Below are 24,624 nucleotides of genomic sequence, written 5' to 3' on the forward strand. Positions count from 1 at the left end.
TGTCTTACGAGGGATATCTTAGGTCCGTGGTCCGCTCGGCTCCGCCGGCTTCGGATCGAAAGCAATGGCCTCTTTCCCCGCAGGGGCTGCCATAGGAGGCAGAAATGAGGTGCTTTCGATGAACCTTATGTTAACCCTAAACTATTAAGACAATGTAAACGCAATTGTTAATTTGTAAGAACCCGACTTCTTTTCAGCCGAACTGTGAAGACAGACCCCTCGTCTGGGGCACTTTCCAGGTCGACGCCACCCCCAAACGAACTGGCCAAGTGCTTCACAATCGAAAGCCCCAGGCCAGTACCACCCATTTCGCGAGAACGAGCCTTATCGACGCGGAAGAACCGCTCAAAGATCCGATCCTGGGCTTCCTGGGGAATGCCAATGCCATGATCTTGCACCGAGATGGCGACCTGATCCCCTTCGGTCTTCCAGCGGACGAGCACGTCACCGGGCTTGCCCGAGTACTTCACGGCATTGTCGACCAGGTTCCCGACGATCGTTCGCAAGCCTTCTTCATCGGCCCGGACGTACACCTCGTCGTCCTCGGCCGATTCAACCACCAGGCGAATATCCTTCGCGGCTGCTTTGTCGCGCAGGGAATCGACGCTCCACTGGGCGATGTCCGCGACGTTCACGTCGGTGATGTCGAAGACTTCCTGTCCGGCTTCCACGCGGGCCAACTGCAGCATGTCCATGATCAGATCGTGCAGACGATCGCTCTGATCGGTGATCTGTCCGAGGAAGTAGTCGCGGTTCTCGGCGTCGTCGACGGCCCCCATGTGCAGCGTTTCGGCGTAGGCGCGAATCGCGGCCAGGGGTGTTTTGAGTTCATGGGAAACGTTCGCCACGAATTCGCGCCGGAGGTTTTCCAGACGACGCAGTTCGGTCATGTCGTGCAGCACTAACACCACGCCGGGGCACGGATCGCCCGGCAGGCAGTTCGCCTGGATATTGATCACCCGGCGATAAGGGGACGAAACCTCGAACTCGGTCGAACATGCTTCGCCGGTCGTCATGGCCTGCTGGACCGACTGGTCGAGCGCGCGAATGCGGGTGACTTCGATCAACGGGCGGCCTTCGACCTTGTCGACGCGAATCCCCAATAGTCGCCGCACAGCGTGGTTCGCCAGTAGCACCACGCGGTCCGAGTTCACAGCCAAAACTCCTTCGACCATACTTCCCAGCACCGTTTCGATCCGGTTGGCTTGATCACGGAGGGCCGTCTCGCGCTGCGTGACGGCCAGTGCCATGGCTTGAAAATGCCGCACCAGTTGTCCCAGTTCATCGCGCGACGAATTCCAGAGGTGCTTCATCTCGCCATTTTCAGCCAACGCGTCGCAGGCATCGGTCAGGTCGATGACGGGATCGACGGCTTTGGTTTCGACGATGCGGGTCAGCACGACACCGGCGATGATCGTCCCGATGGCGATACAGCCCACGACCAGTGCGATCGCTCCGCCGGAACTGTCGAGATTGGACTTGGTCATCCCGGCACGGACGAACGCGATCGTATTTCCGTCGTGGACAACCCGCTGTGCGACCATCAACATGGTCACGTCTTGATCGACCAGCAGCCGCTCGGCGTAACCAAATTTCCGTGCATCGGCATCGCGAAACTCGCTCAGATCGCGTTGGTTTTCCATCCGCCTTGGCGGGTACAGGGAGTCGGCCAAGACTCGGCCGCCATCGCTGATGATCGTGAGGTAGAAGCCTGACTCGGCGGCGTATCGTTTGACGTGGCGCTGAAGTCGGTCTTCGTCCAGCAGGTTGGGGTCTTCTTCGTTGAGAACGCTGGCCTTCACCAACTCGACAGCCGTTTCCAGGTTCCGAATTCTTTCCTGACGAACGGCTGCCTGCCGTTCTCGACCGGCGGCCCAGGTCATGGCCACCAGGGTCACAAAGCTTAAAGCTACTACCAGCAGTAAGATGTAGGTTCCTATGCGTGACCGTACCATGGTGTCTCGTCAGTAATCGTCCCTGCGAAGAAATTGCCATCTTGTATCATAAAAAGGGCCGGGCATTTGGGCAGGGCCGAATCGGGCCTGTTTTCATGAAGTTCCATTCATAATCGGCAAGAGTTACAAAAAAAGGGCGAGCCATCCGGCCCGCCCCCTCTTGGGTTTTCTCGCATTACATCAATGCACCAACACTTAGATGGTGATCGATTCGCCTGGCATCGGAACGACGTAAGGGGACTGTTCGCGCTGCTTTTCGGCGGCTTCTGGATTTGGCTTGACCGGTGCTTCGTCGTCCATGCTGGTCAACTTGTCGAAGTCAGCCAGGGCAATTTCCGAATTCAAGGCGTCCTGGTACTTTAGAACCTGACCACCCTTGCCGCTGTGACCACCGGAGTAGGTAGCCATACGACCGAAGATCGCGGTCATCGTGCTGTGGGCACCGTAGTCCCCTTCGTTCGGACGTTCGCCTTTTCGCAAGGAAGCGAACAAGTCGTGGTGCTCTTCCTGGTGACCACCACGGCCGCCTTGGCCATAGCTCCAAGCCAGATCACCCTTGGCATCGTAGATCTTGCCGCCACTGATGTCGGCATAACCCTTCGAGCCGTGGGCATGTTCCGAAACGCTATTCCAGCAGCCAGGAATGTGGCGGCAGGAGCTCAGCATCTTTACGCCGTTGGGATAGGTGAATTCGATCATGTGGTGATCGTAGATTTCACCGTTGTCAGCACCCTTACGAACCTGGCGACCACCTTGGCCTTCAGCGGTTTCCGGCGGACCATCCATCAACCAGTTGATGACGTCGATGTTGTGGATGTGCTGCTCGACGATATGGTCGCCGCACAGCCAGTTGAAGTAGTACCAGTTACGCATTTGGTATTCGAGTTCGGTCTGCGAGGCAGAACGGTTACGAGTCCAAACGCCACCCGAGTTCCAGTAGGCTCGGCAGAAGATGATGTCGCCGATCGCGCCATCCTTCAGGCGGTTGATCGTTTCGATGTAGGCCTTTTCATGGTGACGCTGCAGACCAACGGCGACGGCCAGGTTCTTTTCCTTGGCGATCTTGTTGGCTTCCAGCACGCGGCGAATGCCGGGAGCGTCGGTCCCGACTGGCTTCTCCATGAAGATGTGCTTGCCGGCGTTCACTGCGGTTTCAAAGTGCAGCGGGCGGAAACCAGGCGAGGTGGCCAGGATCACCAGATCGCAATCGGAATCGATCACTTTTTTATAGGCGTCAAAACCAACGAATTGACGATCTTCCGGCACGTCGATTTGCTTGGCGTGACGGCTCTTCAGCGAACGAAGGCTCTGTTGCAGACGATCTTCAAAGACGTCGCCCATCGCGACGAGCTTGGTGTCGCCCTCGGTGTTCATGGCCTGGTCGGCAGCACCGGTACCACGACCACCACAGCCAACCAAACCAATCTTGATTTGATCGCTACCGAAAGCATGGGCGCTTTGGGCAATGCTCAGCGTACCTGCGATGGCACCACCGGCAACGAGCATGGACGAACCAGTCTTAATGAAGTCGCGCCGCGAAGTCTGGGCTGCGTCGGTCTTATTCTTCGAATCTTTCTTAGCCATAGATGGAGACTCTCCGTTAAGCGTAAATATTAGATAGGGCGAGGTGGGAAAAATTTAGACGTGCGTCGTACCATGAGGGTAAGCTTAAAGCATACTGGATTCTCAATTTCGATTCAATTATTTCCAGGCGAGATAAGGGCTTGCGTGAAATTTTTTTGCCCCCTCCTGTGCGATATGTCGGAGCGATCATGACGTTACCATTCTCAAACGCAGCCGTAATCTGGGGGGCATTTCTTGTCGCTCTCAGTGCGACCGCATCACATTTGTGCGCGGACGAGGCTTCCCTTCTCACGGTCAGCCAGCCGCACATGGGGACAATCGTCCGCATAGTGGCCGATTGCGAGGATGCCCAGCTTTTTCAAAAAGCGACAGACGAGGCCTTCGCACGCATCCGTGAGATCGAGCAGATTTGTAGCGATTATCGGAGTGATTCCGAGGTGCTTCTGCTTTCTGCAAAATCTCCCACTTCCGAGCCCATTTCGGTGAGCGACGACCTGTGGAACGTGCTGAATCAGGCTCACGCCGTCAATCGAGCGTCGCATGGGGCCTTCGACGTGACGGTCGGCCCCCTGACCAAAGAGTGGCGAAGATTCCGCCGCCGCGGCCAATTGGACCCCATGCGGATTGAAGAAGTACGAACCAGCGTGGGTGCTCAGCACATGACGCTTGACGAAAAGCAGCACGCGGTGAGCCTGGCCGTCGGCGACATGCGGATCGACCTCGGAGGCATCGCGAAAGGATACGCCATCGACGGAGCGATCGAAGTGCTAACGAAACATGGCATCACGCGCGCGCTGGTCGATGCCGGCGGAGACATCGCCGTAACGGGTGCTCCGCGCGGTGAGCCAGGCTGGCGAGTCGGCATTGCCGGGCTCGATCCGAAGCAGCCGCCGATACTGGTCGCCTACCTCTCTGGGTGCGCGGTTGCCACGTCCGGGGACGCGTTTCAGTTTCTCGAACATGACGGCAAACGTTATTCGCACATCCTTGATCCGCGGACAGGCTACGGGGTCGATCATCGCGCTACGGTGACGGTCTTCGCCAAAACGGCAACCGAGGCGGATGCCTGGGCGTCGGCCATCTGTGTCCTTGGCCCCGTCCAGACGCCGAAGGTACTCAAGCAAGAGCCCGGCATCGCGGCCTGGATGGAAGTGCTGGTCGACGAGAAGCCGATTACCTGGGCTAGTAAAAACTTGGGCACCTGGCTGAGCGAGCATAGCCAGAAGAAATAGAGCTTGGTCAGCGAATGGATGCGAACACGGGGTCTTCCAATGCCTGTTTCCAATAGGCCAGTGTTCGCTCGGTCGCGCACTGCGACTCGATGGCCGACTTGGATACGGCGTCGAAGAACGCCTGGGCTTCCTTCTCAAACCCAAACAACCTCATGCTGCGAATGACCCGCGTGATACGCAAGTGGTTGTGGTTCATGGGAGAGTGCCAGTTCTCGCGGTTGCTTTCCAGGCTCGGGTCAGGGATGAACTGTCCCTCTTCTTCGAGTTCGAATCCGAGAAATCGTCCGAACCGCGTGATCATTTCGTGCATCCGCTGCCGGGCATCGATGTTCTCGCGCAAGACGTGTGCCGAATGCTCGTCGACCAATGGGCAATCGGGATTCACGCTGGACGTTTCATGCAGGGGAAACATCCACTGGATGATATCGTGGTGCGATTCCAACTCGCTGTCGGTCATCGCGATCATATCGAGAACCGTTCGCCCCTGGGCATCGGTTCCCTCATGACAATAGAAATCGACAACGCGCGACGTCATGTTGACTCTCCTTAAAGCGAGGCGATGACTTACCGTTAACAATAGGCAATTGTTGACCGCTTGGCGAGATAATTCGGCCTACGTGGCCGGGTCGTCCGGTCGATCATTCGCTGGTGTCAAGGATCGTCGTAGTTTTCCAACCAGCCACTGGAAACAAATTACAGGGAGCATGAAGAGAAGTCCGTAGCTGACGATTACAAATATGGTCTGAATAACCGCCGCTTCAGGGCTGAGTTTCACTACAACATTACCTCCAGAATCGCGCCAGACGGTGTAAGCATATGCATGCACGGCTGCAACAAGGGAAGTCGCCGTTAAGCTGGATAGAACGCCCAACAAGATCCTCCTGACGCTAGTGGATAACCAATGCGTATCATCAGAGGGTCGCAAAACAAGGACGATGTAGAAGAGCACCGCAAAGGATACGTAGGCATACCAGTAAGACTGCGAGAGTGTATAGACGCAAAACGCTAAGCCGAATGCCAGCATGAGGGCACACAGGTGAAGGATTCTAAATTGCATGTGTTCTCCATGGCAGTCTCGATTTGGTTCTCCCTCTCGCTTGGTTGTCTAACTAACATTCGTTCGGTTATGAAGGTTTGCCCTACCGACAGAGAGGTATAGCCTATGCGACACTTGCTATTGATACTCGGCGACCAACTCGATCGCAACTCGGCCCTATTCGACGGCTACGATCCACAGAAGGACCTGCTATGGATGGCCGAGAATGACCACGAGATTACTTACGTCCCCAGCCACAAGCAGCGGATCGTCTTGTTTCTATCCGCCATGCGTCACTTTCGCAAAGAACTCAGCGACGCAGGCCGAACCGTTCAATACCATCAGCTTTACGCCGACAAGCGGAAGGACTCCGGCAAGTCTTTCGGCGAACTCCTTGCCCAGACGATCAAGAAGGAGAAGCCCAAAGCGATCCGTGTCGTTCTGCCGGGCGACTACCGCGTGAAGGAGTTACTGGAAAAAACCGCCGCCAAGCACAATGTGCCGATCGACATACTGCCGGACGTGCATTTCTACTGCACGGTGAACCAGTTTCATAAGTTCGCCCAGGGACGCAAGTCGCTGCTGATGGAAACGTCCTATCGCCAGATGCGCCGGGAACATGACGTCCTGATGCGAGACGGCAAGCCGGTCGGCGGAACCTGGAATTACGACCACGACAATCGCGAGTCGTTCTCGAAAGAGGGCCCCGGCGATCTTGGTCGACCGACTTCGTTCTCGCACGATGACATTACCAAGGAAGTGATCAAGCTGGTCAAAGAGCGATTCGCCGATCATCCCGGCGAGGTCGACTCGTTCAACCTGCCGGTCACCCCTGGCCAGGCCCGGCGGATGCTTTCGGACTTCGTCCAATATCATCTGCGTGACTTCGGCAAGTACGAAGATGCGATGTGGACCGACGAGCCGTTTCTGCATCACTCGCGGCTTTCGACGAGCATGAACCTGAAGCTGCTAGATCCGCGAGAATGCGTTGCCGCGGCGGTCGAGGCGTACCGGGAAGGCGCGGCCCCCCTGGCCAGTGTCGAAGGCTTCGTCCGGCAGATCCTGGGCTGGCGTGAGTTCATCCGCGGCGTGTATTGGACGCAGATGCCGCAGTACGCCGAGATGAATCATTTCGACCATCAAGCCGAGTTGCCATCGTTCTTCTGGGATGGCCAAACCGACATGCAGTGCATCCGGCAGTCGCTTTCTCACATTTTGAAGTATGGCTATGCGCACCATATCCAACGCCTGATGGTGTTGGGCAACTTTGCGCTGACGACCGGCGTGCATCCCTACAAGTTTCACCAGTGGCACATGGCGATGTACCTGGACGCGGTCGACTGGGTCTCGCTGCCCAATACGCTGGGGATGAGCCAGCATGGCGATGGGGACATCGTGGGGACGAAGCCGTACTGCTCGACCGGCAATTATGTCGACAAGATGAGCAACTTCTGCCAAGGGTGTGCCTACAACCACAAGAAGGCCGTGGGGGCAGAGGCATGCCCGATCACGACCTTCTATTGGGACTTTCTCGATCGACATTTTGACCAGCTTCAAACCAGCTCACGCATGAAGTTGCAAATGAAGCATGTCGAGCGAAAGAGAAACTCAGGTGAAATCGCCGAGATTCGCCATCATGCGGAGCAGCTCCGCAGCGACTGGAAACTCGCTTAAAGATCAAAGTCGATCGTATTGGACGAATCGGTTACTTCGATGGGATCCGGCCAATCAACGCTGGTGGGTGGCAGGCCCCGCTTCACCTTCCTCTCGCGACTGGCTTCACCCGGTGGAGGTGGGCCGCCGTAGCTGATGTTCACTTTATGCGTTCCCACCATCGCGCCTTTGACGCTTTCGGTAAACAGCAGTTCGTAGTGTCCCGAGTCATTGGTCATTCCAACCGATGGTCGGCCCCCTTCAGGAAAGAAGGTTACCGTCGCTCCGGAGAGTGGCTTACCTCCTTCGGTGACCACTCCGGTCACCTTTCCGACCGGCACGTCAGGCCCACCGAAGCACCCCACCAGAGCAAACAATGAGACAACAAGGGCGCAGTGGCATAATGCGATAGATATTTTATTCATGACACCTTTCCGGCTTCAGAGAGACGAATAATGAAATCGATTTAGGAAGGTAGAAAACCAGGAGGCCCACTCCTACGAGGAGTCAGCCCCCTGGTTCATCCCCTAATACTCGCCGACCGGGACGCCGTCTGCCCGATCCATTAGTGCCGTGTAGGTGGCAAAGTCGACCGTTTCGGCAATGAATTTCACCGAACCATCCCCCAAAGCGAATTGAGCTCCGCCTGGATGGGCCGAACGGAATGCCGTCTCGTTGTAGGTGACGTTTTCGTTGCGCGAGGTTCCCATCCAACCGACGCTAACGGCATTGATGGGATACGAGGTGCAAACATAGTTCGCCATGTCCGAGCCTTCGGCATCGGTCGATCCACCATTCCACCAACCGCCGCGGACATAGCTTGCGCGAACGTCCTTATCTTGCTGATAGAAGTTTCCTTGTTCGCCGATCGCGATGGTATTGCTCGAACCATCGGTTACAGCCGCGAAGTCAACTTTCGATCCATACCACGGAGGCTGAGTCGAAACAGCTTTCGAGAGGAATGTTGGCAGGAAGCCATTGTCTGCCAGACGTCCACCCCAACCCCAAAACTGAGTTGAGTGAGCCGTGTTCGTGGTTCCTCCCTTGAAAGCACATCCCGCATTAGCCGCATAGTCCGAGATCTGGACTTCGATTTCGGCAGGAGCCCCTGCGCTTTGCGAAGCGGACGAAGTAGGTTGCGTGTACGTCTTGGGCAACGGGCTCGAAGGGCACCAGAACCCATCGACACGAGCCTCGTTCACGGCCTGCCAGGCCAGAAGCGGTGCGGCCCAGCCTGCACTATGGTTATCGAGGCCGCCCCCAGGCAACTGCGATTGATCGTAAGCGGCTTTCTGTTCGATGAACGGCAGGATGCGAACCATCCAGGAACCACGTCGTGCCCAGCCATTAGGCGTGTTCGATTCGGCGACATGCCCAGGCGGAAACTGCAGGTGGACGTCATGGTAATTGTGCGTCGCCAAGGCCATCTGCTTGAGATTATTCGAGCACTGCATCCGGCGAGCCGCTTCGCGGGCCTGTTGAACGGCCGGCAACAGCAAAGCAATTAAGACACCAATGATCGCAATCACGACCAATAGTTCGACAAGCGTAAAACCTCGCTTCTCGGTACCCATTCGAGCTAACATAGGGACTTCTCCAGATTTCAATCATGTAAGAAAAAATGAAATATGATTGGCTCAGCGAGGTGGTGGGGCTTCTCGCTAAGTGGCATGATGGAGAAGGGGCATCGCTAAAGAGTTTATTTCCCAACGACACGACTTATTTTCATTGAAACTTCCGATTTCGTCTTTGATCGAATCGACTGCCAGCATGCCGAATAAATACAAAAACGAATGGGAGGCACATCTCGATCGTCTTTTTGCCCAGGCCCCAACGCTGGCACTGGTCGAAGAATTATTCGCCCGGCTCGACGATGTGAACCTCTGCATCAAAGATCTGGAGGGACGTTACCTAAGCGTAAATAGTGCATTTTTGCGCAGCGTTCCGAAACTCCGTCGAGAAGAAGTGATTGGTCGAACGGCCTTCGATATCTATCCCCAGGCCCTGGCGGTAGGCTACCAGCAGCAGGACCGGCAGCTACTAAGTCGCGGGCAAAATCTGCACGATCAATTGGAGATGATTACCAATCCCGACGGATCGTTAGGCTGGTACATCACCAGCAAGGTTCTGGCCAAGAACGTGGCCCAGGAGGTGATTGCGATCATCGGCATGTCGCGGGATCTGCACGCTCCGACCGAAAAGGACGATCGCTACAACAAGCTTTCCGTTGCCTTGCGACGCATGCAGACTGACTTCGCCAAGCCTTTGAGAATTCAACAATTGGCCGAAGAATCGGGGCTATCGGTCAGCCAGTTCGAACGACTGATGCGAAGCATGATTCAGATCACGCCTTCGCAGTACTTGATTCGGCAACGCGTAGAGGCCGCCGCCGTCATGCTGAGAGACGGTGGCAAGAACGTTGCCGCCGTGGCGATGGACTGCGGCTTCAGCGATCAGCCTTCGTTCTGCAAACAGTTCAAACGAATCACCGGATTGTCGCCACTGAAATACCGGAAGATGACGCAGGACGGGAAGTAGCGTTCTGCCCGTCCTGCGGCCACCTTTCCAGCACTTTGACTATACGTCGATGGTCTCGACGACGACTTGCGTGGTCATGGTTATTCCCCGGCTATTTGTTTTCACCTAGTGAAACAGTCCGCGTTCTGTTTGATCGGACAGACGAACCTGCGGACCACAATTTCAGCTATGTAAGATATTGCCAAACGAGTTCATCGTCTTGGCATTTCTCGATACGCTGAGTGTCGAGAATTGACAAAAACGAGTTTTGCCGAGGAATGTTTGTGAGAAAAGCATTCCTTAAGGCTGCACTTCCGGTTCCGCTGTTTCTTCCGCTGTATTAAGAAGCGATCGGATTGCCTCCAGCGGCAACTGGACCTGCAGCATATGCCCCTGCCGATCGACCAGCAGCGTGGTCGGATCTTGATATTGGGTCACCAGATGTTTGAAGTGATCGCTGCTTTCCACCGGAAAGCCGTTGACCTCGTAAACGCGGTCCAGTGGCTTGAGCCCCGCAAGATCGGCGACCGAACCTGTCGTCACGTTGGTCAACATGATCGAGCCAGGCTCAGCCGGATCGTTCGTCCAAGAGATACCAACCGGTGCCGGGTTCAAGTTGAGCGTCACTTCCAGTGGCAGCGGTTCCTCCTCCCCTTCTCGCTCGACCTTCAGCACAACATTCATAGGCGCCGCTTGAACCTGGGCCAGGAACTCTTCCACGCTGGTAAGTGGGATGCCGGCAAACTCGACCAGCCGATCGCCGGCCTGAACTCCGCCGCGGCTGGCGGGACCGTCCGGGGTCACCGAAGCAATGAGCAGTCCCTGACCTGCTTGCTGCTGTTCGGAATTCCAGCGAATGCCCAGTCGCGAGCGATTCACCGACCGAGCCACCTCGAAACGCTTCCGCTCCGACTCCGATTCCAGGCGAGATCGCGTCCGGAACGCGGGAAAGACGTCCCGATTGGCTTCCTCCCAAATCGTTTCCGCCGTAAGTCGAGCCACGGCCTGAACGCCGTCGTGATTGATCAAATGAGCGTCATCCTGTGGACGATGGTATTCACCGTGCAGCCCCGTATGAAACATGAGCGTCGGGATCGAACGGGAATAGAAGGTGTAGTGATCGCTGTTGTCGGTCATCTCCCAGCGGAAGTCGAGTTTCAGGTCGCTGGTCATGTTGGCCCGAGCAATCTTCTGGCGAAGCCCTGGCAGAGTCCGCGTTCCGTAAACTTCGACCCCTTGGGGTCGCAACCGGCCGACCATGTCGAGATTGACGTACAACCGAATTCGATCCCATTGGACGGTCGGGTGCTCGACCCAGTACTTCGATCCCAACAGCCCTTTCTCTTCACCGTCCCACAGAACGAACAGAATAGTGCGCTTGGGCTTGGCTTTCATCTCGGTCAGGGCCTGAACGACTTCCAGCAGAGCGGCCGTGCCACTTGCATTATCGTCGGCACCGTTATGGACATAGCCAAACGGGCCGAAGCTGTTGGATCGACTCCCGTACCCGACATGATCGTAATGGGCCCCCACGACGATCAGATCACCTTCGTCGGCCCCCTTCTCGCCTGGCAAGATCCCCAAGATATTTCGCGAGCCGCCATGAAACAGTTGAAAGAACGTGCCGTTATCACCGGCTGGTTTCAGACCGTATTTGGAAAACAGCCCTTCGAGGTAATTCCCCGCCGCACGCCCTCCCCGGCTACCGGCTTCGCGTCCTTCGAAGCTGTCGTCGGCCAGGATATCGACATGCCGCTTGACGTCTTCTTTCCGGATCGTATCCAAAGCGGCCGAGTGCGAAAGCTCGCCGGCAAAGCTGGCTTGAAAACTAACGAACCCCACCAGCGCGGCAACTGTCCCAAGACGTAACATCATGGCTGCTTTCCCTAAGAATCCCTGAGAGGTGCCCACCTTCACCAAGGTGATAAAAGGCACACTTTGAGTAAATGGGGACATGGTTATTCCGAATTTGGCGATCGTGGGGGCGTAAGCCCCATTTTGAACGGCTTATTTCACCGTAACCATAGGCCATATTAGGAAAAAGCGAAGGAGGTCCCGTTGAGGGCTACGGGAAAAGGGTGTAGACTTTCGCTTTCCCACAGGAGAGATGGCAGAGTGGTCGAATGCGCCGGTTTGCTAAACCGGTGAACGGTGTAAAACCGTTCCACGGGTTCGAATCCCGTTCTCTCCGCTTTCTAGCGAAGCCGTCAACGTAAGTCGTTGTCGGCTTTTGTTTTGCGCTGAGGTGGTCTTATTTGTCTCAGTGGCTGAGACAAAAAAGACCGAAACGGCATCCCTTACGAGCCGACGAGAACAGGTGCCAGGACTCTTTTTCTTTCCCTCAAGCTTCTTTCGCCGTGGCCGATGGCGAGACCACCTCGCTGGAAAGAGCGTGTAAACCAAGGCATGTCCGAGACCGAAGTCAACGCTGTCCAACACGCCATCCGCCGAGGCTCGCCCCTGGGCGACCCCGAATGGACCCTGACAACCGCCCTGCGCTTAAACCTAGACTCGACCCTACGCCCCAGAGGCCGACCAAGGAAAACAGGTAGTGACGAAAAAGAGTCCTGACACCTTTTCTGATACTGACACCTATTCTGATACACACGAAATCCTTGAGTCATTATTTAAGAAATACGACATCGAGCGAATTGATTGAATTCATGGACACATTTTTTGACTTTATTTCAGCCGAGATAGAGAGGACATTTGCAACTGCAGTGTGCCTCGATGACTCAACCACGGCGATTGCACCATAACTCACCGTCCCAGCAGGACTTCCATGCGGTAGTCATCGCCCCAGCCGCATTTTAATCGTTTGTTCTTCACGCCGACCTTGGCTGTCTTGTTGTTCTTCAGCAGGCTCAGGCTCGTCCTTCGTAGCAGGCTAAAGTTGGCGTCGGCGTGCCCTTTGCGGATGCGAGATTGATCTTCACCGAACGTCACGTCCAGTTGCCAGTGCAGGCTGTTTTCAATGCCCCAATGACCGCGAACGGCCTCGGCGAAACGCTTGCCGGAAAGGTACTTGCTCAGGATATAGTATCGCACCTCGCTCGTCTCGTTCCCGCCTTGCTTCACGATATTGATCGTCATCCCGATCGCCCTCAAGTTCGACCAACGATCTCGTGTGATGATCTCGTCGTTCACAGGGCAGATATAATAGGAACGCGACTCCTCGCGACCATGCCCTTTCTCGTGCGTTTCGTGACGGTGTACTTTGGCTCGCTTGAAATTGCTTTCCTGCTGCGCGACAAAAAAATCTTCGATCGAATCGTGGAGGGTCGGCTGATTGCGCTTCACGGCCAGGCAATAATCGGCTCCCTGGTCGACGATCTTCTGAGCGATGTCCTGTTGGCAACCTTGAGCGTCAATCGTCACTAAACTGCCGGAAACCTCGACGATTTCAAGCAGTTTGGGAATGGCGGTGATCTCGTTGCTCTTCGCGTCGGTTACTACCTGGCCGAGACTCACATGATTGGCAGTCGCCCAGGCACTGACCATGTGAATGGCCGCCTTGCTGCTGGCCTTGTCGAAACTCCGCCGCAGCGTCTTGCCGTCAATCGCGATGATCTGCCCGTCGGTGATTTCGTGTAAGGCGGTGATCCAAGTCAGCAAACACTTCTCAAACTCAGCCGGATTCAGCGAAGCCAAGATCGCATTAAAGCGATCGTGCGAAGGGATGCCGGAACTCAAATCAAGGAACTTACCCAGCCACTCCTTCTTCATCTCGGCCCAGTCGGCGATAGCCACAAAATCATCCGCCCCACTCATCACCGCACACAGCGCGATGGTCACGATATTCGTTAACGGATAAGTCACCTTGCGAGTCCGCGGATCGGTCAGATCGGCAAAGCACTCTTGAAGGGAAACAGGCGAACGTGACGACATGAGAAAGGCACCTGAGAACACCGGATCAGGCCGCGACAACCTCCGTCACAAAATCGCCTGACCGCCATTGCCTCAGTGTCGCAGATAACCCATCATGGCGCAATCGCCGTGCCCAGGAACCTCACTGGATCTCAATCAATGGATGATTGCGACTACTGTTGGTACTTTGACCATAACAACAAAATTGTGGAAGATGGTGAGACGAGTGAAGAAGTCAAGTTCGGCGTATTTCTTACACTAAAGAAGCATGAGCAATCAGTCACAATTCTCGGATTTCAAATGTTTCCTACCACTAGACTTCACAGGCTCTCTCAGCCATTAATGTGAGGAAGAAAAGAGGAAGAAAAGGTGTCAGGACTATTTCTGTAGAAAACTCAAGCCCACCAGAGAATCATGACATTGTGGGTCAGCACTATCAGGTGTAATTCTTTGTCGCGGCTTGGCTCCGTTTTTCCTCGGATGAAGTTGCCTTGGCGACGCTTGATCATGCTCATCAGGGTTTCGACTTGGGCTCGTTGGCGGAATTTTTGGAATAGAAGCGGAAGTTGCATCGGTCTTCGGTAGCGTCCGCTAGACGGGATGACCGCTTCCAACTCTATTTAAGTCTCCCCGTGATCTCGCTGACGCCTGACATTTGGCGCACGATTTGATCGCTGAAATACTTTCGCCCGTTCGCCATCTCTCGATGCATCCAGACATCCCATTCGCAACTTGCTTCCGACAATCGCTCGACAATGTCGGAAGCGTATTCCGTTCGCAAAACCATTCCGGTCGCAAGTCGAGCCCCTAGTAGTTGCCCATTGGGCCCCTTGGGGGACATTAATTGCGTTTCGTCCAGCCACAGACACTCCCAATCGCCACCGTTTACGTGGAGCAAAGATTGAAGCCGCTGCGACGCGTCGTCGCTTGGGGTGGCATCGTCCTGGAAAATCGCGAAGTAAGGGTCGCCTCGCAACAGTGCATTTTGCAGACCCTGCGAAATCGCCTGAAGCCCTGCCAGGCGGCATCCCACAGCTCTTGCCGGATAACCGTCGTGCAGCATTTTCCAATTGCGATAACACTCAAGCTCTCGCATTTCTTCGTAGGTAAGGCGAGTCTCGGCAACTCGTACGCCTGGTGAAACAATCCAGGTAAAGTCAGGGAAACTCGTCGTCAATCGCTCGAATGCCGGGGCCGTGCGAGGGGAATGGGGCAAGCTTATCAGGTAGGCAAACATGCTAAATCTGCGTAGAATCGATCTGAATAAAATGGTTCAAAGAGTTCGCGTCTTGCTGGTCGCCAGGCTCAGACTTTTTGCGATAGTGATTGAGATGGGGAAACGGTATGTCCGGGGTTTCGATATTCAAGAAGGGGCATAACTTTTCCCAGCCTTGGCCTGAACAAATATCGATTTCAAGCAGGTCTTGCGGACGATCGACAAAATATCGGCGAACGTTGTGTCGATGATCTTCATAAACGTCCCAAAAATGATCGCGACGAAAGTCGAGACACCCAAAGACGGACGTTCGATAATAGTAGAGGGCCCGTTCTTTTTTCTTCGCCTCATTCTTGGGCCAAAAATGGGAAGCGCTTTCCAGCCAATCCTCTTTTTGGCGAACGGTTAGAATAAATTTACTCCCCGGAAAGATCCGATCGAGTTCTTTGTACCAGAGCATTCCAATAATATCCGTCACGCCATCGTGGTTTCGCAAAGCATCAAGACGCAAGTCCCCCTTTTCTAATTGATCGAGAGTCCGCTTCTCGGAAAGCCAATGAAGCGTTCGTATACCAAGCGCATTTAACGCCTGATTGAGACTGGTCGTTCCAGTCTTTGGCATTCCGATTCCGAAAATCTTAGCGGCGCTTTTGGAATGAACTTTAGCCAAAATATTTACTCATCCTATGCCTACGAATATCGGCAGGAACTTTATTAACAAGCATTTCAGGTCCATCGACATGGACAACATTCACGAAATATATCGGGAATATCCATAGAAGTCGAACCTCATCCGAACCGATCATCACCGCTAACATTTTCGCAATCACCATGACGGATGCCAATTCCCGATTGGCCCCACAGAGCATGCATTCAACTGCTGCGACCAATCGATCCCGTTAATAGGACGATCAACACTCAGACGACTGTCTAGCGCATCAAATTGAGGAAACTCAATGAGCTTTCCCTTTTCGCTTTCGAAACGAGTCTGCCCTCAAGTCGCGAGTCATGAACCTCAGCCCAAACAACACTTACAAGTGCAACAAGTTGCAAAAATGCTGGCGCAGTCCCCCGTTTTTTTCGCTTTCAGCGTAAGGCCCGCTAGATCTTCGTAATGAAAACTGTATGGCGCGTCCTGTTTTCGCCCCAGTCAAACCGGGCCGCATTGAGACAAGACTGGCCTTCACAATAAGTAAGAATTCGTCGCCGAGTTTCACCTAACCTGTTACCACTTCTTCGCAGGCTCAGCCGGCCAATCTGAATTGAATTCTTCAGGAACAGGTTTCTCGGCGGCCCAGTAGATGCTGTTCAAGAGCAGGCGTTGAAACATGGGCTGGTCGAAATCGGTTTTGTGACCAAGCGACGTAAAGAACGACTTGCCACCGTCGGCTCTCGTGAACGTCCAGGCAACGGGTTCCTGGGACTTGTCTTCAATTTGGCCGGTCAATAAGAGCGTTGCCGAATCCGCGATCGGTGACGTCTTGTAAAGCGAGCCATGTTGCGTGTAACCATCGAGCGGAACGTGTTGCATGATCGGATGATCGACCGCAGCATCCGCAGCTTTGACCCGCGAAGTAATCTTGTTGGGATAGTGACCGTGGTAATTCCCTCCGAACACCTCAGGATCAAACGCTTCCCAGGTCTCTGTCCCTTCCGGTGGCTGCTTCCAATGCAGACTAAACGCATGGCAAGCGGTCCGGATTCCGATCACAGGCTTGCCTGCGGCTACGTACTTTCGCAGAGCTTCCATCTGTTTCTTCGACAGGGCACGACGGCGAACGCTTAAAACCAACACGTCGGCACTCTCAAGTGCGGAATCCAGACCAGGAATGTCGTCGCGATTAGTATCGTTTGCATAGCAGTAGCTCACGCGAAAGTCCTTACCGAGGTAAGCACCGGCGAATTCCGGTAAGGTACGATTGGTTTCGTATTCGGCTTCCGCCATGGCGATCACAACGTGAGGGCGGGTATCTCCCTCAAAGACGAACGGTCGGCCGCCGATGATCTGATCGCTGGTGACCGTGGGTGCGACGAACTTTTCAATATGAGAGATGATCAGATCCGTGCCGGTGAAATGGCCTACGAACGGCCAGGCACCTGGGTTGTACATGGTGTCGGTCATGTCGCGCATGAGCACCACGTTCTTTCCATTCTTGGCCAACTGCCGCAAGCCGAATGGCCTTCCCAGCACGCACATGTTCGTGTGAACGCCGGTCAGAATGACGTTGTCGATTCCCTTCGCGGCGAGAATATTCCAGACCTCGTCCCCCTTATCGCTGATATAGTCCTTTTCGGAATCAATGGTCAGGAGGTCGGTCTGTTTCGACCAGGGGACCTTCGGATTGAGCCCTCGCCCTTCGAGTTCGGCCGCCCACTTGGCATGCTGCTCCGGGGCGTCGTCTTCACCACCATCGGACTGATCGATCGGGTAAACGCCCTTCTCTTCGGATGGGATCTGGTAGCACCACTTGGTGATCTCATCCGGCAGTGTCGGCGACGGAGCCACAAGCTTGGCCCGCGCCCGGGCAGCGTGCTGAGCGTAGTGCTCCATGCAGCCACTGGGCGCGTGAATAATGGTCACGCCCTGGTCACGCGCGTGGGCTAGTAAGCGATTAAGACGCGGCGCGAATTCTTGGGCTCGCAGGACCGCATTCTGGCAATGATGCAGATCCCATACATCACAAACGATGATGGCCGTCTCTGATGGCTTCCAAATCTCTTCTCGCGTCAACTGATGGTAACGCCCACTGTCAGGGCTGGTTTCCTGCTGATAACGAAGCGTCATCTCCAGGTCGCCTGCCGCACAGGGAATGGCAAACACCAAGGCTAACAAGCACGAGACGATTTGCGGCTGGTACATGATTGCAGTTCTCATGTCGATGAGTGGCGGGAAAGTGGTGGGAAGTAACCGCAGGATAACGATCAATCGATCGATCCACAACTAAATCACACTCTGCCCGGCCATATTCCGCAAATCGTTCGCCAAGCCTCTGGATCCAAGGCCAGCCTAGCCGACCGATGCTTGAATCTGCTTGATCGATGCCGTGATTCTCTCTTGGATCGAGGCTGCTGGCTCGGAAAGCAGAGGCGAGACAGGCCCGGTTCGTGCGATTCCGGCTAGTTCAGTGGCTCGATGCAAAATCGTGATCGGACCGAGCGAATCGCGCAGCTGTTCCAGTGGAAGGAACTTCTCTCGGATCGTTTCGGCCTGCTCGAAATCTCCCGCCTGAATCGCGCGCAGCAGGTCCATCGAAAGCTGCGGAAACACACATCCGCAGCCGGTAGTGAAGCCACCTAACTTGAAGTCGCGCATGTGCACGATCGCTGGCTGATCCCCCAGACCGCTCAGAATCAGCTTCGTGTCGATCTTGCTGGTGAGCGAACTCAGGTAGCTGTCCTGCGTGTAGTCTTCGCGAACCACGGCATATTTGATCGCGGAGATCAAGCCATCGTCGACCAGAGACGTCGCGTCCTCCGCGGTCATCACGCCATCGTACTTCAGGTACAGAACGATGGGTTTGCCGAGCTTCTCTGACAATCGGCGAACACCGGTAGCGAAACCTGACGAAGTGATCACGTCACGCTGCGGTAAGACCATCACGGTGGGGAACTCGAAATCCTTCAGCACGTCGGCTTGATCCATCATCGTGCCGTAGGCGGGACCGACGGCAGGGATGACCAGGGTCTTCTCCGCTGCCAACTCGCTGACCAATTCCAGTGCTGTACGGTACTCGCCAAGCGTCAGGTGGTAGAAGATCGCGTTGCCACCGTACAGCAGCGTTGTGATTCCGCCTTGTTCGATGTGACGGATGATCTTCTCATTTTCCGCTCGGCTCAGCGAGCCATCGGCACCGCGGGCAAGAGATGGAACGGCCCAAACAGAGCGAGCAATCGTTTCGGTGGTTAATGGTTGAGTGTCCATGGCCTATCTCAATTCCTGATAATGGCTTCTTAGTAAATTTCGGGATCAGGCGTTTCTTCGCCGTGATGCAGGAAGTCAAAGTCGCAACCGGCATCGGCTTGAGTGACGTGTTTGAGGAACATTGCACCGTAGCCGCGTTCGTATTTTGGTTTCGGTGCCGACCAACTCTTTCGGCGTTGGGCTAACTCCTGGTCGTCCACCAAAAGATCGAGCCGCCGCTCTTTGATACTGAGTTGAATCATGTCTCCGTTACGCACCAAAGCTAACGGACCACCCACGGCTGCTTCCGGGGCGACGTGCAGGACGCACGTTCCGTAGCTTGTTCCACTCATCCGAGCGTCCGAGATTCGCACCAGATCACGAATCCCCTGCTTCAGCAGATGATCCGGGATCGGCAGCATTCCCCACTCCGGAAAACCAGGTCCTCCCTGGGGGCCTGCATTCCTGAGGATGAGAACCGAATCGGGGGTAATGCCGGTGTCAGGATCGTTCAGTTTGGCTTTCAATTCGGCGTACGTGTCGAACACAACCGCCGATCCCGTATGCTCCAATAGGCGCGGCGAAGCAGCAGTCGGCTTGATAATGCATCCTGACGGTGCCAAGTTTCCTCGAAGCACGAACGTGCCGCCGGTCGGAGAGATCGGATCGCCCGTCGATCGAATGATGTCCGGATCGATTACTTCGGCGCGCGCGATATTTTCTGCCAGCGTCGAACCATTCACAGTCTGGCAACTTCCTTGAATGTGTTCACCCAATTGCTTCAACAGCGCCGTCAGACCACCAGCGTCGAAGAAGTCCTCCATCAGGAATTTGCCAGCCGGGCGAATGTTCGCCAAGACAGGCGTCGTACGCGAGAGTTCATCGAAACGCTCGAGCGTCAAATCAAAACCGGCGCGGCGAGCCATCGCGATGATGTGCACAATCGCGTTCGTCGAACCGCCGATCGCCATGCTCGTGACGATAGCGTTATCGAACGACTCCGGCGTCAATAAATCGGAAGGGCAAAGTTTCTCTTGCGCCAACTGAACGGCCCGTCGCCCTGTGGCAACGGCCAGGCGGGAATGTTCCGAAATCACGGCCGGCACCGACGAAGCCCCCGGCAAGGTCAGCCCCATGGACTCAGCGATGGCCGCCATGGTCGATGCGGTCCCCATCGTCATGCACGTTCCGGCCGAGCGGGCAATGCAATTCTCGATCTCGCCCCAGGCTTCATCGCACAGGTTCCCAGCACGGCGTTCGTCCCAGTACTTCCAGGCATCACTCCCGCTGCCGAGCGTTTGATCCTTCCAGCGAGCCTTGAGCATCGGGCCGGCCGGCAAAAAGATAGCCGGAAGGTCGGCCGAAATGGCCCCCATGATCATCGCCGGTACCGTTTTATCGCAGCCCCCCATCAGAACAGCCGCGTCAATCGGATGACAGCGCAGGGCTTCTTCGGTCTCCATGGCCAGCAGATTGCGATAAAGCATGGTCGTGGGCTTCATCATCATTTCGCCCAGCGACATCACCGGTATTTCCACCGGAAAACCGCCCATCTGCCAGATCCCCCGTTTCACCTCTTGTACGCGTTCGGGGAAATGCGAATGGCAGGTATTGAGGTCACTCCAGGTATTCAGAATCGCAACGACCGGCTTGCCGCGATAATCTTGGTCGTCGTACCCCATGCCCTTGAGCCGCGAACGGTGCCCGAACCCTCGGAGGGAGTCCGGGTCAAACCAGCGGCCACTACGAAGTTTCGATTCGTCTGACGGGTTCGATGCCATCGATCAATCAATCTGCTGGGGGATTCTGCGAAGCGTTTTGGCCAATCGCGGGAGGTTAAACCAGTGGAAAAAGAATAGCAAAAACAAGGGTAGCCAGAAACGATACCAGCCCCATGATGGTCAACAGGACGGTAAACGTTTTCAAGGTTTCCTTCTCGGTAAACCCGCTCATCCGGCTAATGACCCAAAAACCGCTATCGTTCATCCAGGGAAGGGGCTTCGATCCGCACCCAATCGCCAAGGCCAGGTAAACCGGATGGAAGGGCAAGCCGATCTGCATGGCGACCGGCACGACGATCCCGATCGCCGTAATCATGGCCACCGTAGCCGAACCTTGTATCACCCGAATGATGGCAGTAATCATGAAAGCGGTGATCAAGAGGCCGGTCCCGCCCACGGAACTTGGAAGCGACTCGGCAATCACGGCACCGATATTCGTCTGACGAATCATCTCGCCAAACGCCCCCCCGGCGCACGTGATCAGAACCACGACGCCCCCTTCACTCAGGGCCTTCTGGACCGACTTGCCTAATCCCACCCAGGTCATCGCCGGCTTGCAAAATAAGGTCGCCAGGGCCAACAGAGCACCAATCGACAAGGCAATGTTTTTGTCGCCGAGAAAGGAAATCGCCGTATTCCAGTATTCGTTGGTCGATGCTGGCAAGGCCGTTTGACTGACCGTCTTCAGTCCCAACAGCACGATAGGAATCAAAATAGGCAGAATCGAAAACCCAAAGCTGGGCAGATCACTTTCTGCATTGGGCTCTTCGGCAATCGCCTCTTGGGCCTCAATTCTTAGCGGGATTTGCCACGTTCGATTCGCCCAAAGCATGTAGAAGTAGCCTGCGATCACGCCCCAGATGCCGACACCGATCCCGCCGAGAATCATCGCCCCAATGCTCACGTTAAGTTCCGTTGCCACGAACAAGGGACCAGGCGTAGGAGGTACAAGCGAGTGTGCCAGCGTTCCCCCCACGACAATCGACAAGACGTATTTCAAGTAGTCTCGCCCGGTACGCTGTGCCATGGCCTGGGCGAGCGGGAGCATGAGAAAGAAAACCGTGTCGAAGAACACCGGGATCGCTAAAACGAAGCTACTGATCACAAAGGCTAATGCCGTCCAGCGTTCCCCCATCGCGTGGCGAATTCCGTAGACAATTCGCTCGGCGGCTCCACTCGACAGCAAACACTGCCCAATGATCGATGCCATGGCGATGAGGATTCCAATCTTGCCGAACGTTGATCCCAACGAATCGGCGACGCGATTGATTGCACTGCTGCCGGCTAATTGCTTGGCTTCCCGGTACGTATCTTGGGAAACGAACCGGGCACTTGCCACTTCCATATCAGTCGGCAAATCGCGGGCGACGTAGGCTTTGGTGATTTCGTCCTCTTCCTCAAATCGGTCGACCCATACCAAAACTGGCTCTTGCTTGGACTGAACGAAGGAAGGATCGCTCGCGATGTAGTAGGCCCCCGGCTTTTTCGGCAGGCCTTCCTCGATGTCGGTGAGAACGATCTCGTTTCCCTGTATTTCTGCAATCCCAGCCGTCGCGCGATGCAGTACGCTTTGCGAAACCGACAGGGAAGTCGTTGCCGCCGCGACGGCCAGTGCCCCAAAAAACAATGCGAGGAAGGCATGCATGCGTAAGAAGAGAACGCCACAATTGACGATCAACATTCCTAGAACAATCGCGAGCATTTCTTGGATCGCCTGATCAAGTGAAAGGATGGGGCGGGAGGAGGAAATCAAGGAGGGACGACCGGCACAATCATCGCCTGACTGGATTCGGGCGATTAAAAGCCGTGCCGTCGATGCCAGAAGGTATCAGATGGGAAGGATTCGCACAATTCCTGAGAGCTGTTCTTTGACGTATTCTCAACCATTGGCGTCGACCGAACGGCAACCTCTTTAACGATAGAGCCCGCGTCAGATATTGTATGTCATCTCGTTTTCTCCTCCCGCTGGGAAAACCTGACCAAAATATTTCTGAGAGCCTTCAAATAATAACGTTTGCTTGCAATGATCATCACTAACAAGCGCATGAGACACCCTTTTGCATGGCATCGACGAGTTCGCTAACCCCTTGAAATGGATGGCGTAAACGCCCCCAGCTTACGCCGCTGACTTTTTGGAAACGGTTAAAAATGGCAGACGATGGTTCGGTTGGTCACATCCCTCCCTTTCCTGATGGATATCGCGGTTCGGGAATTTTGCTCCACGTGACCTCCTTGCCTGGTCCGTACGGGATTGGGGACTTCGGTCCAGAAGCCATCCGCTGGATTGACTTGCTGCATGAAAAAGGTCAATCGTGGTGGCAGGTCTTACCCCTGGGGCCTACCGGCCGCGGCGGCTCGCCATACCTACCCCTTTCGTCGTTCGCCATCAACGAGATTCTCGTCAGTCCTGATTGGCTGATCGAGGATGGGTGGATCTCCGATTCGGATGTGGAGACGCGCCTCCCCGAAGGCAAGGTCGATTTCGAGAACGTCACAACCTTCAAATATGACTTGCTGGAAAAGGCCTGGTCGAGTTTCCAGGAATCGACAGCAGAACAGCAGGCAAGCTTTCAGCAGTTTTGCGATCACCATGCCCACTGGCTGGAAGACTACGCCTTGTTTCGCGCGTTAAAAGTGAAGTACGACGACGCCGACTTCCTGATCTGGCCGCACGAACTGGTCAACCGTGAAGCGAGTGCGCTCCAAGCGGCCCATCAAGAACTTTCAACGTTGGTTCGCAAGTTTCGCTTCTTCCAATATTTAATGGCTGGTCATGCCGGGCGTGTTCGCGACCATGCCCGGGCGAAACATGTTCGCATTGTCGGGGATGTTCCAATCTATGTTTCCGCCGAATCAAGCGAGGCCTGGGCAAATCCCAGTCTATTCATGCTGGACGAAGACAAACGACCGAAGTTTGTCGCTGGCGTTCCCCCAGATTACTTCAGTGCCCTCGGTCAGTTGTGGGGCAATCCGGTTTACAACTGGGAGGCACATCGCCGCAACGGTTACCGCTGGTTTATCGATCGACTGCAATCGCTGCTGGAATACGCCGACGCGATTCGCCTCGACCACTTCCGAGGCTTTGCCGCCGCCTGGAATGTCCCCGCCAAGGCCACCACGGCAGTCGATGGTGCCTGGGTTCCGGGACCGGGTGCCGAACTGTTCGAGGCAATCCAAGCCGAGACGGGTGCGCTACCGTACATCGTCGAGGACTTGGGGACGATCACGAAAGACGTCTACGAACTTCGCGATCAGTTCGACCTTCCAGGGACGCTGGTCCTGCAGTTCGCCTTCGATGGTGATCCGAAGAACTTCTACCTGCCAGAGAACTACGTACACAACGCGGTCGTTTACACCGGAACCCACGATAACGCTACCACTCGGCAATGGTACGAGGAACTTCCCGAGTCGGCTCGCGAGGTCGTCTGGCGGATGTTGGATATCGACCCGGTCGCCCCAGAGGACGTGACCTGGCAATTGATTCGCACGGCCTGGTCATCGAATGCCGCGCTGGCAATTGCTCCCCTGCAAGATGTGCTTAACTTAGGGGGCGAAGCCAGGATGAACGTCCCCGGCGAGGCCGATGGCAATTGGAACTGGCGATGTCCGAGCGATTTGCTCGATAGTCATTACTTTGACTGCTTGAAGAAAGTTACCGAGCAAACCAATCGCGTTGAGAAGCCGTAGCCGTTTCGCTTCCAGCTGAGCGACGATGCCGTCACCGATCGCCCTGGTCCCCCATTGGCGTCACGTAATCTTCATCTAACGCAATTCGCGTCAAGTTGCGGGTTTGTCCCAACTCTTCGCTGGCACGTGATCATCGCTCCACTGGTAGCCGACCCCACAAAGGTTATCTTGGTAGTTAGAGGGAGGTCTTTGCTT

17 protein-coding genes and 1 tRNA gene are annotated in these 24,624 nt (G+C 55.3%); 5 read left to right on the forward strand and 13 right to left on the reverse strand.

Annotated features, from left to right (window positions below; all coding sequences use genetic code 11):
* Positions 1 to 167: 167 nt before the first annotated feature.
* Both Pan97_RS16295 and Pan97_RS16300 read right to left on the reverse strand, forming a co-directional pair.
* Positions 168 to 1,955, reverse strand: coding sequence for a sensor histidine kinase (locus tag Pan97_RS16295; protein ID WP_144974340.1), 1,788 nt, complete (start codon positions 1,953 to 1,955; stop codon positions 168 to 170).
* Between the two features lie 195 nt (positions 1,956 to 2,150).
* Complete coding sequence (locus tag Pan97_RS16300) at positions 2,151 to 3,539, reverse strand: Gfo/Idh/MocA family protein (RefSeq protein ID WP_144974342.1); 1,389 nt, start codon at positions 3,537 to 3,539, stop codon at positions 2,151 to 2,153.
* A gap of 188 nt (positions 3,540 to 3,727) precedes the next feature.
* Here Pan97_RS16300 and Pan97_RS16305 point away from each other — a divergent pair, with 188 nt between their 5' ends.
* The gene (locus tag Pan97_RS16305; protein ID WP_144974344.1) at positions 3,728 to 4,771 is read left to right on the forward strand and encodes an FAD:protein FMN transferase; all 1,044 of its coding nucleotides are present in this window, start codon (positions 3,728 to 3,730) and stop codon (positions 4,769 to 4,771) included.
* 7 nt (positions 4,772 to 4,778) lie between these two features.
* On the opposite strand, the gene Pan97_RS16310 is transcribed toward Pan97_RS16305, so the two are convergent.
* Positions 4,779 to 5,306, reverse strand: coding sequence for an opioid growth factor receptor-related protein (locus Pan97_RS16310; RefSeq protein ID WP_144974346.1), 528 nt, complete (start codon positions 5,304 to 5,306; stop codon positions 4,779 to 4,781).
* A gap of 627 nt (positions 5,307 to 5,933) precedes the next feature.
* Here Pan97_RS16310 and Pan97_RS16315 point away from each other — a divergent pair.
* Positions 5,934 to 7,481 carry a cryptochrome/photolyase family protein gene (locus tag Pan97_RS16315; RefSeq protein WP_144974348.1) on the forward strand — a complete coding sequence of 516 codons (1,548 nt, stop codon included), beginning with the start codon at positions 5,934 to 5,936 and terminating at the stop codon, positions 7,479 to 7,481.
* On the opposite strand, the gene Pan97_RS16320 is transcribed toward Pan97_RS16315, so the two are convergent.
* Together Pan97_RS16320 and Pan97_RS16325 are read right to left on the reverse strand one after the other, a co-directional pair.
* Positions 7,478 to 7,885, reverse strand: coding sequence for a carboxypeptidase-like regulatory domain-containing protein (locus Pan97_RS16320; protein WP_144974350.1), 408 nt, complete (start codon positions 7,883 to 7,885; stop codon positions 7,478 to 7,480). The genes Pan97_RS16315 and Pan97_RS16320 overlap by 4 nt on opposite strands.
* A gap of 102 nt (positions 7,886 to 7,987) precedes the next feature.
* Complete coding sequence (locus Pan97_RS16325; protein ID WP_144974352.1) at positions 7,988 to 9,046, reverse strand: DUF1559 domain-containing protein; 1,059 nt, start codon at positions 9,044 to 9,046, stop codon at positions 7,988 to 7,990.
* 184 nt (positions 9,047 to 9,230) lie between these two features.
* On the opposite strand from Pan97_RS16325, the gene Pan97_RS16330 reads away from it, so the two are divergent.
* Complete coding sequence (locus tag Pan97_RS16330) at positions 9,231 to 9,998, forward strand: AraC family transcriptional regulator (RefSeq protein WP_144974354.1); 768 nt, start codon at positions 9,231 to 9,233, stop codon at positions 9,996 to 9,998.
* Positions 9,999 to 10,277: 279 nt separating this feature from the next.
* Here Pan97_RS16330 and Pan97_RS16335 read toward each other — a convergent pair whose 3' ends face one another.
* On the reverse strand, positions 10,278 to 11,852 hold the full coding sequence (locus Pan97_RS16335) for a M20/M25/M40 family metallo-hydrolase (RefSeq protein WP_165698802.1): 1,575 nt from the start codon (positions 11,850 to 11,852) through the stop codon (positions 10,278 to 10,280).
* A 226-nt stretch (positions 11,853 to 12,078) separates the two neighbouring features.
* Here Pan97_RS16335 and Pan97_RS16340 point away from each other — a divergent pair.
* Positions 12,079 to 12,168: transfer RNA gene (locus Pan97_RS16340), tRNA-Ser, on the forward strand.
* Between the two features lie 569 nt (positions 12,169 to 12,737).
* Here the strand turns inward: Pan97_RS16340 and Pan97_RS16345 are convergent.
* The 7 genes from Pan97_RS16345 to Pan97_RS16375 form a co-directional block, all read right to left on the reverse strand.
* Entirely contained in the window at positions 12,738 to 13,865 is a 1,128-nt protein-coding gene (locus Pan97_RS16345; protein ID WP_144970136.1) for an ISAs1 family transposase, read from the reverse strand.
* Positions 13,866 to 14,460: 595 nt separating this feature from the next.
* The gene (locus Pan97_RS16350; protein WP_144974358.1) at positions 14,461 to 15,081 is read right to left on the reverse strand and encodes a hypothetical protein; all 621 of its coding nucleotides are present in this window, start codon (positions 15,079 to 15,081) and stop codon (positions 14,461 to 14,463) included.
* A 1-nt stretch (position 15,082) separates the two neighbouring features.
* A complete protein-coding gene (locus tag Pan97_RS16355; RefSeq protein WP_261342356.1) occupies positions 15,083 to 15,730 on the reverse strand; it encodes a sulfotransferase family protein in 648 nt (215 codons plus the stop codon).
* 555 nt (positions 15,731 to 16,285) lie between these two features.
* A complete protein-coding gene (locus Pan97_RS16360) occupies positions 16,286 to 17,920 on the reverse strand; it encodes an isochorismatase family protein (RefSeq protein WP_206668897.1) in 1,635 nt (544 codons plus the stop codon).
* 147 nt (positions 17,921 to 18,067) lie between these two features.
* Positions 18,068 to 18,982 carry a dihydrodipicolinate synthase family protein gene (locus Pan97_RS16365; protein ID WP_144974364.1) on the reverse strand — a complete coding sequence of 305 codons (915 nt, stop codon included), beginning with the start codon at positions 18,980 to 18,982 and terminating at the stop codon, positions 18,068 to 18,070.
* Between the two features lie 29 nt (positions 18,983 to 19,011).
* Positions 19,012 to 20,742, reverse strand: coding sequence for an L-arabinonate dehydratase (gene araD / locus Pan97_RS16370; RefSeq protein WP_144974366.1), 1,731 nt, complete (start codon positions 20,740 to 20,742; stop codon positions 19,012 to 19,014).
* Between the two features lie 55 nt (positions 20,743 to 20,797).
* Complete coding sequence (locus tag Pan97_RS16375) at positions 20,798 to 22,444, reverse strand: GntP family permease (RefSeq protein WP_144974368.1); 1,647 nt, start codon at positions 22,442 to 22,444, stop codon at positions 20,798 to 20,800.
* Positions 22,445 to 22,890: 446 nt separating this feature from the next.
* On the opposite strand from Pan97_RS16375, the gene malQ reads away from it, so the two are divergent.
* Entirely contained in the window at positions 22,891 to 24,429 is a 1,539-nt protein-coding gene (gene malQ, locus Pan97_RS16380) for a 4-alpha-glucanotransferase (protein WP_144974370.1), read from the forward strand.
* The last annotated feature ends 195 nt before the right edge of the window (positions 24,430 to 24,624 follow it).

It is taken from the genome of Bremerella volcania (genome assembly GCF_007748115.1).
GTDB classification, from domain to species: domain Bacteria; phylum Planctomycetota; class Planctomycetia; order Pirellulales; family Pirellulaceae; genus Bremerella; species Bremerella volcania.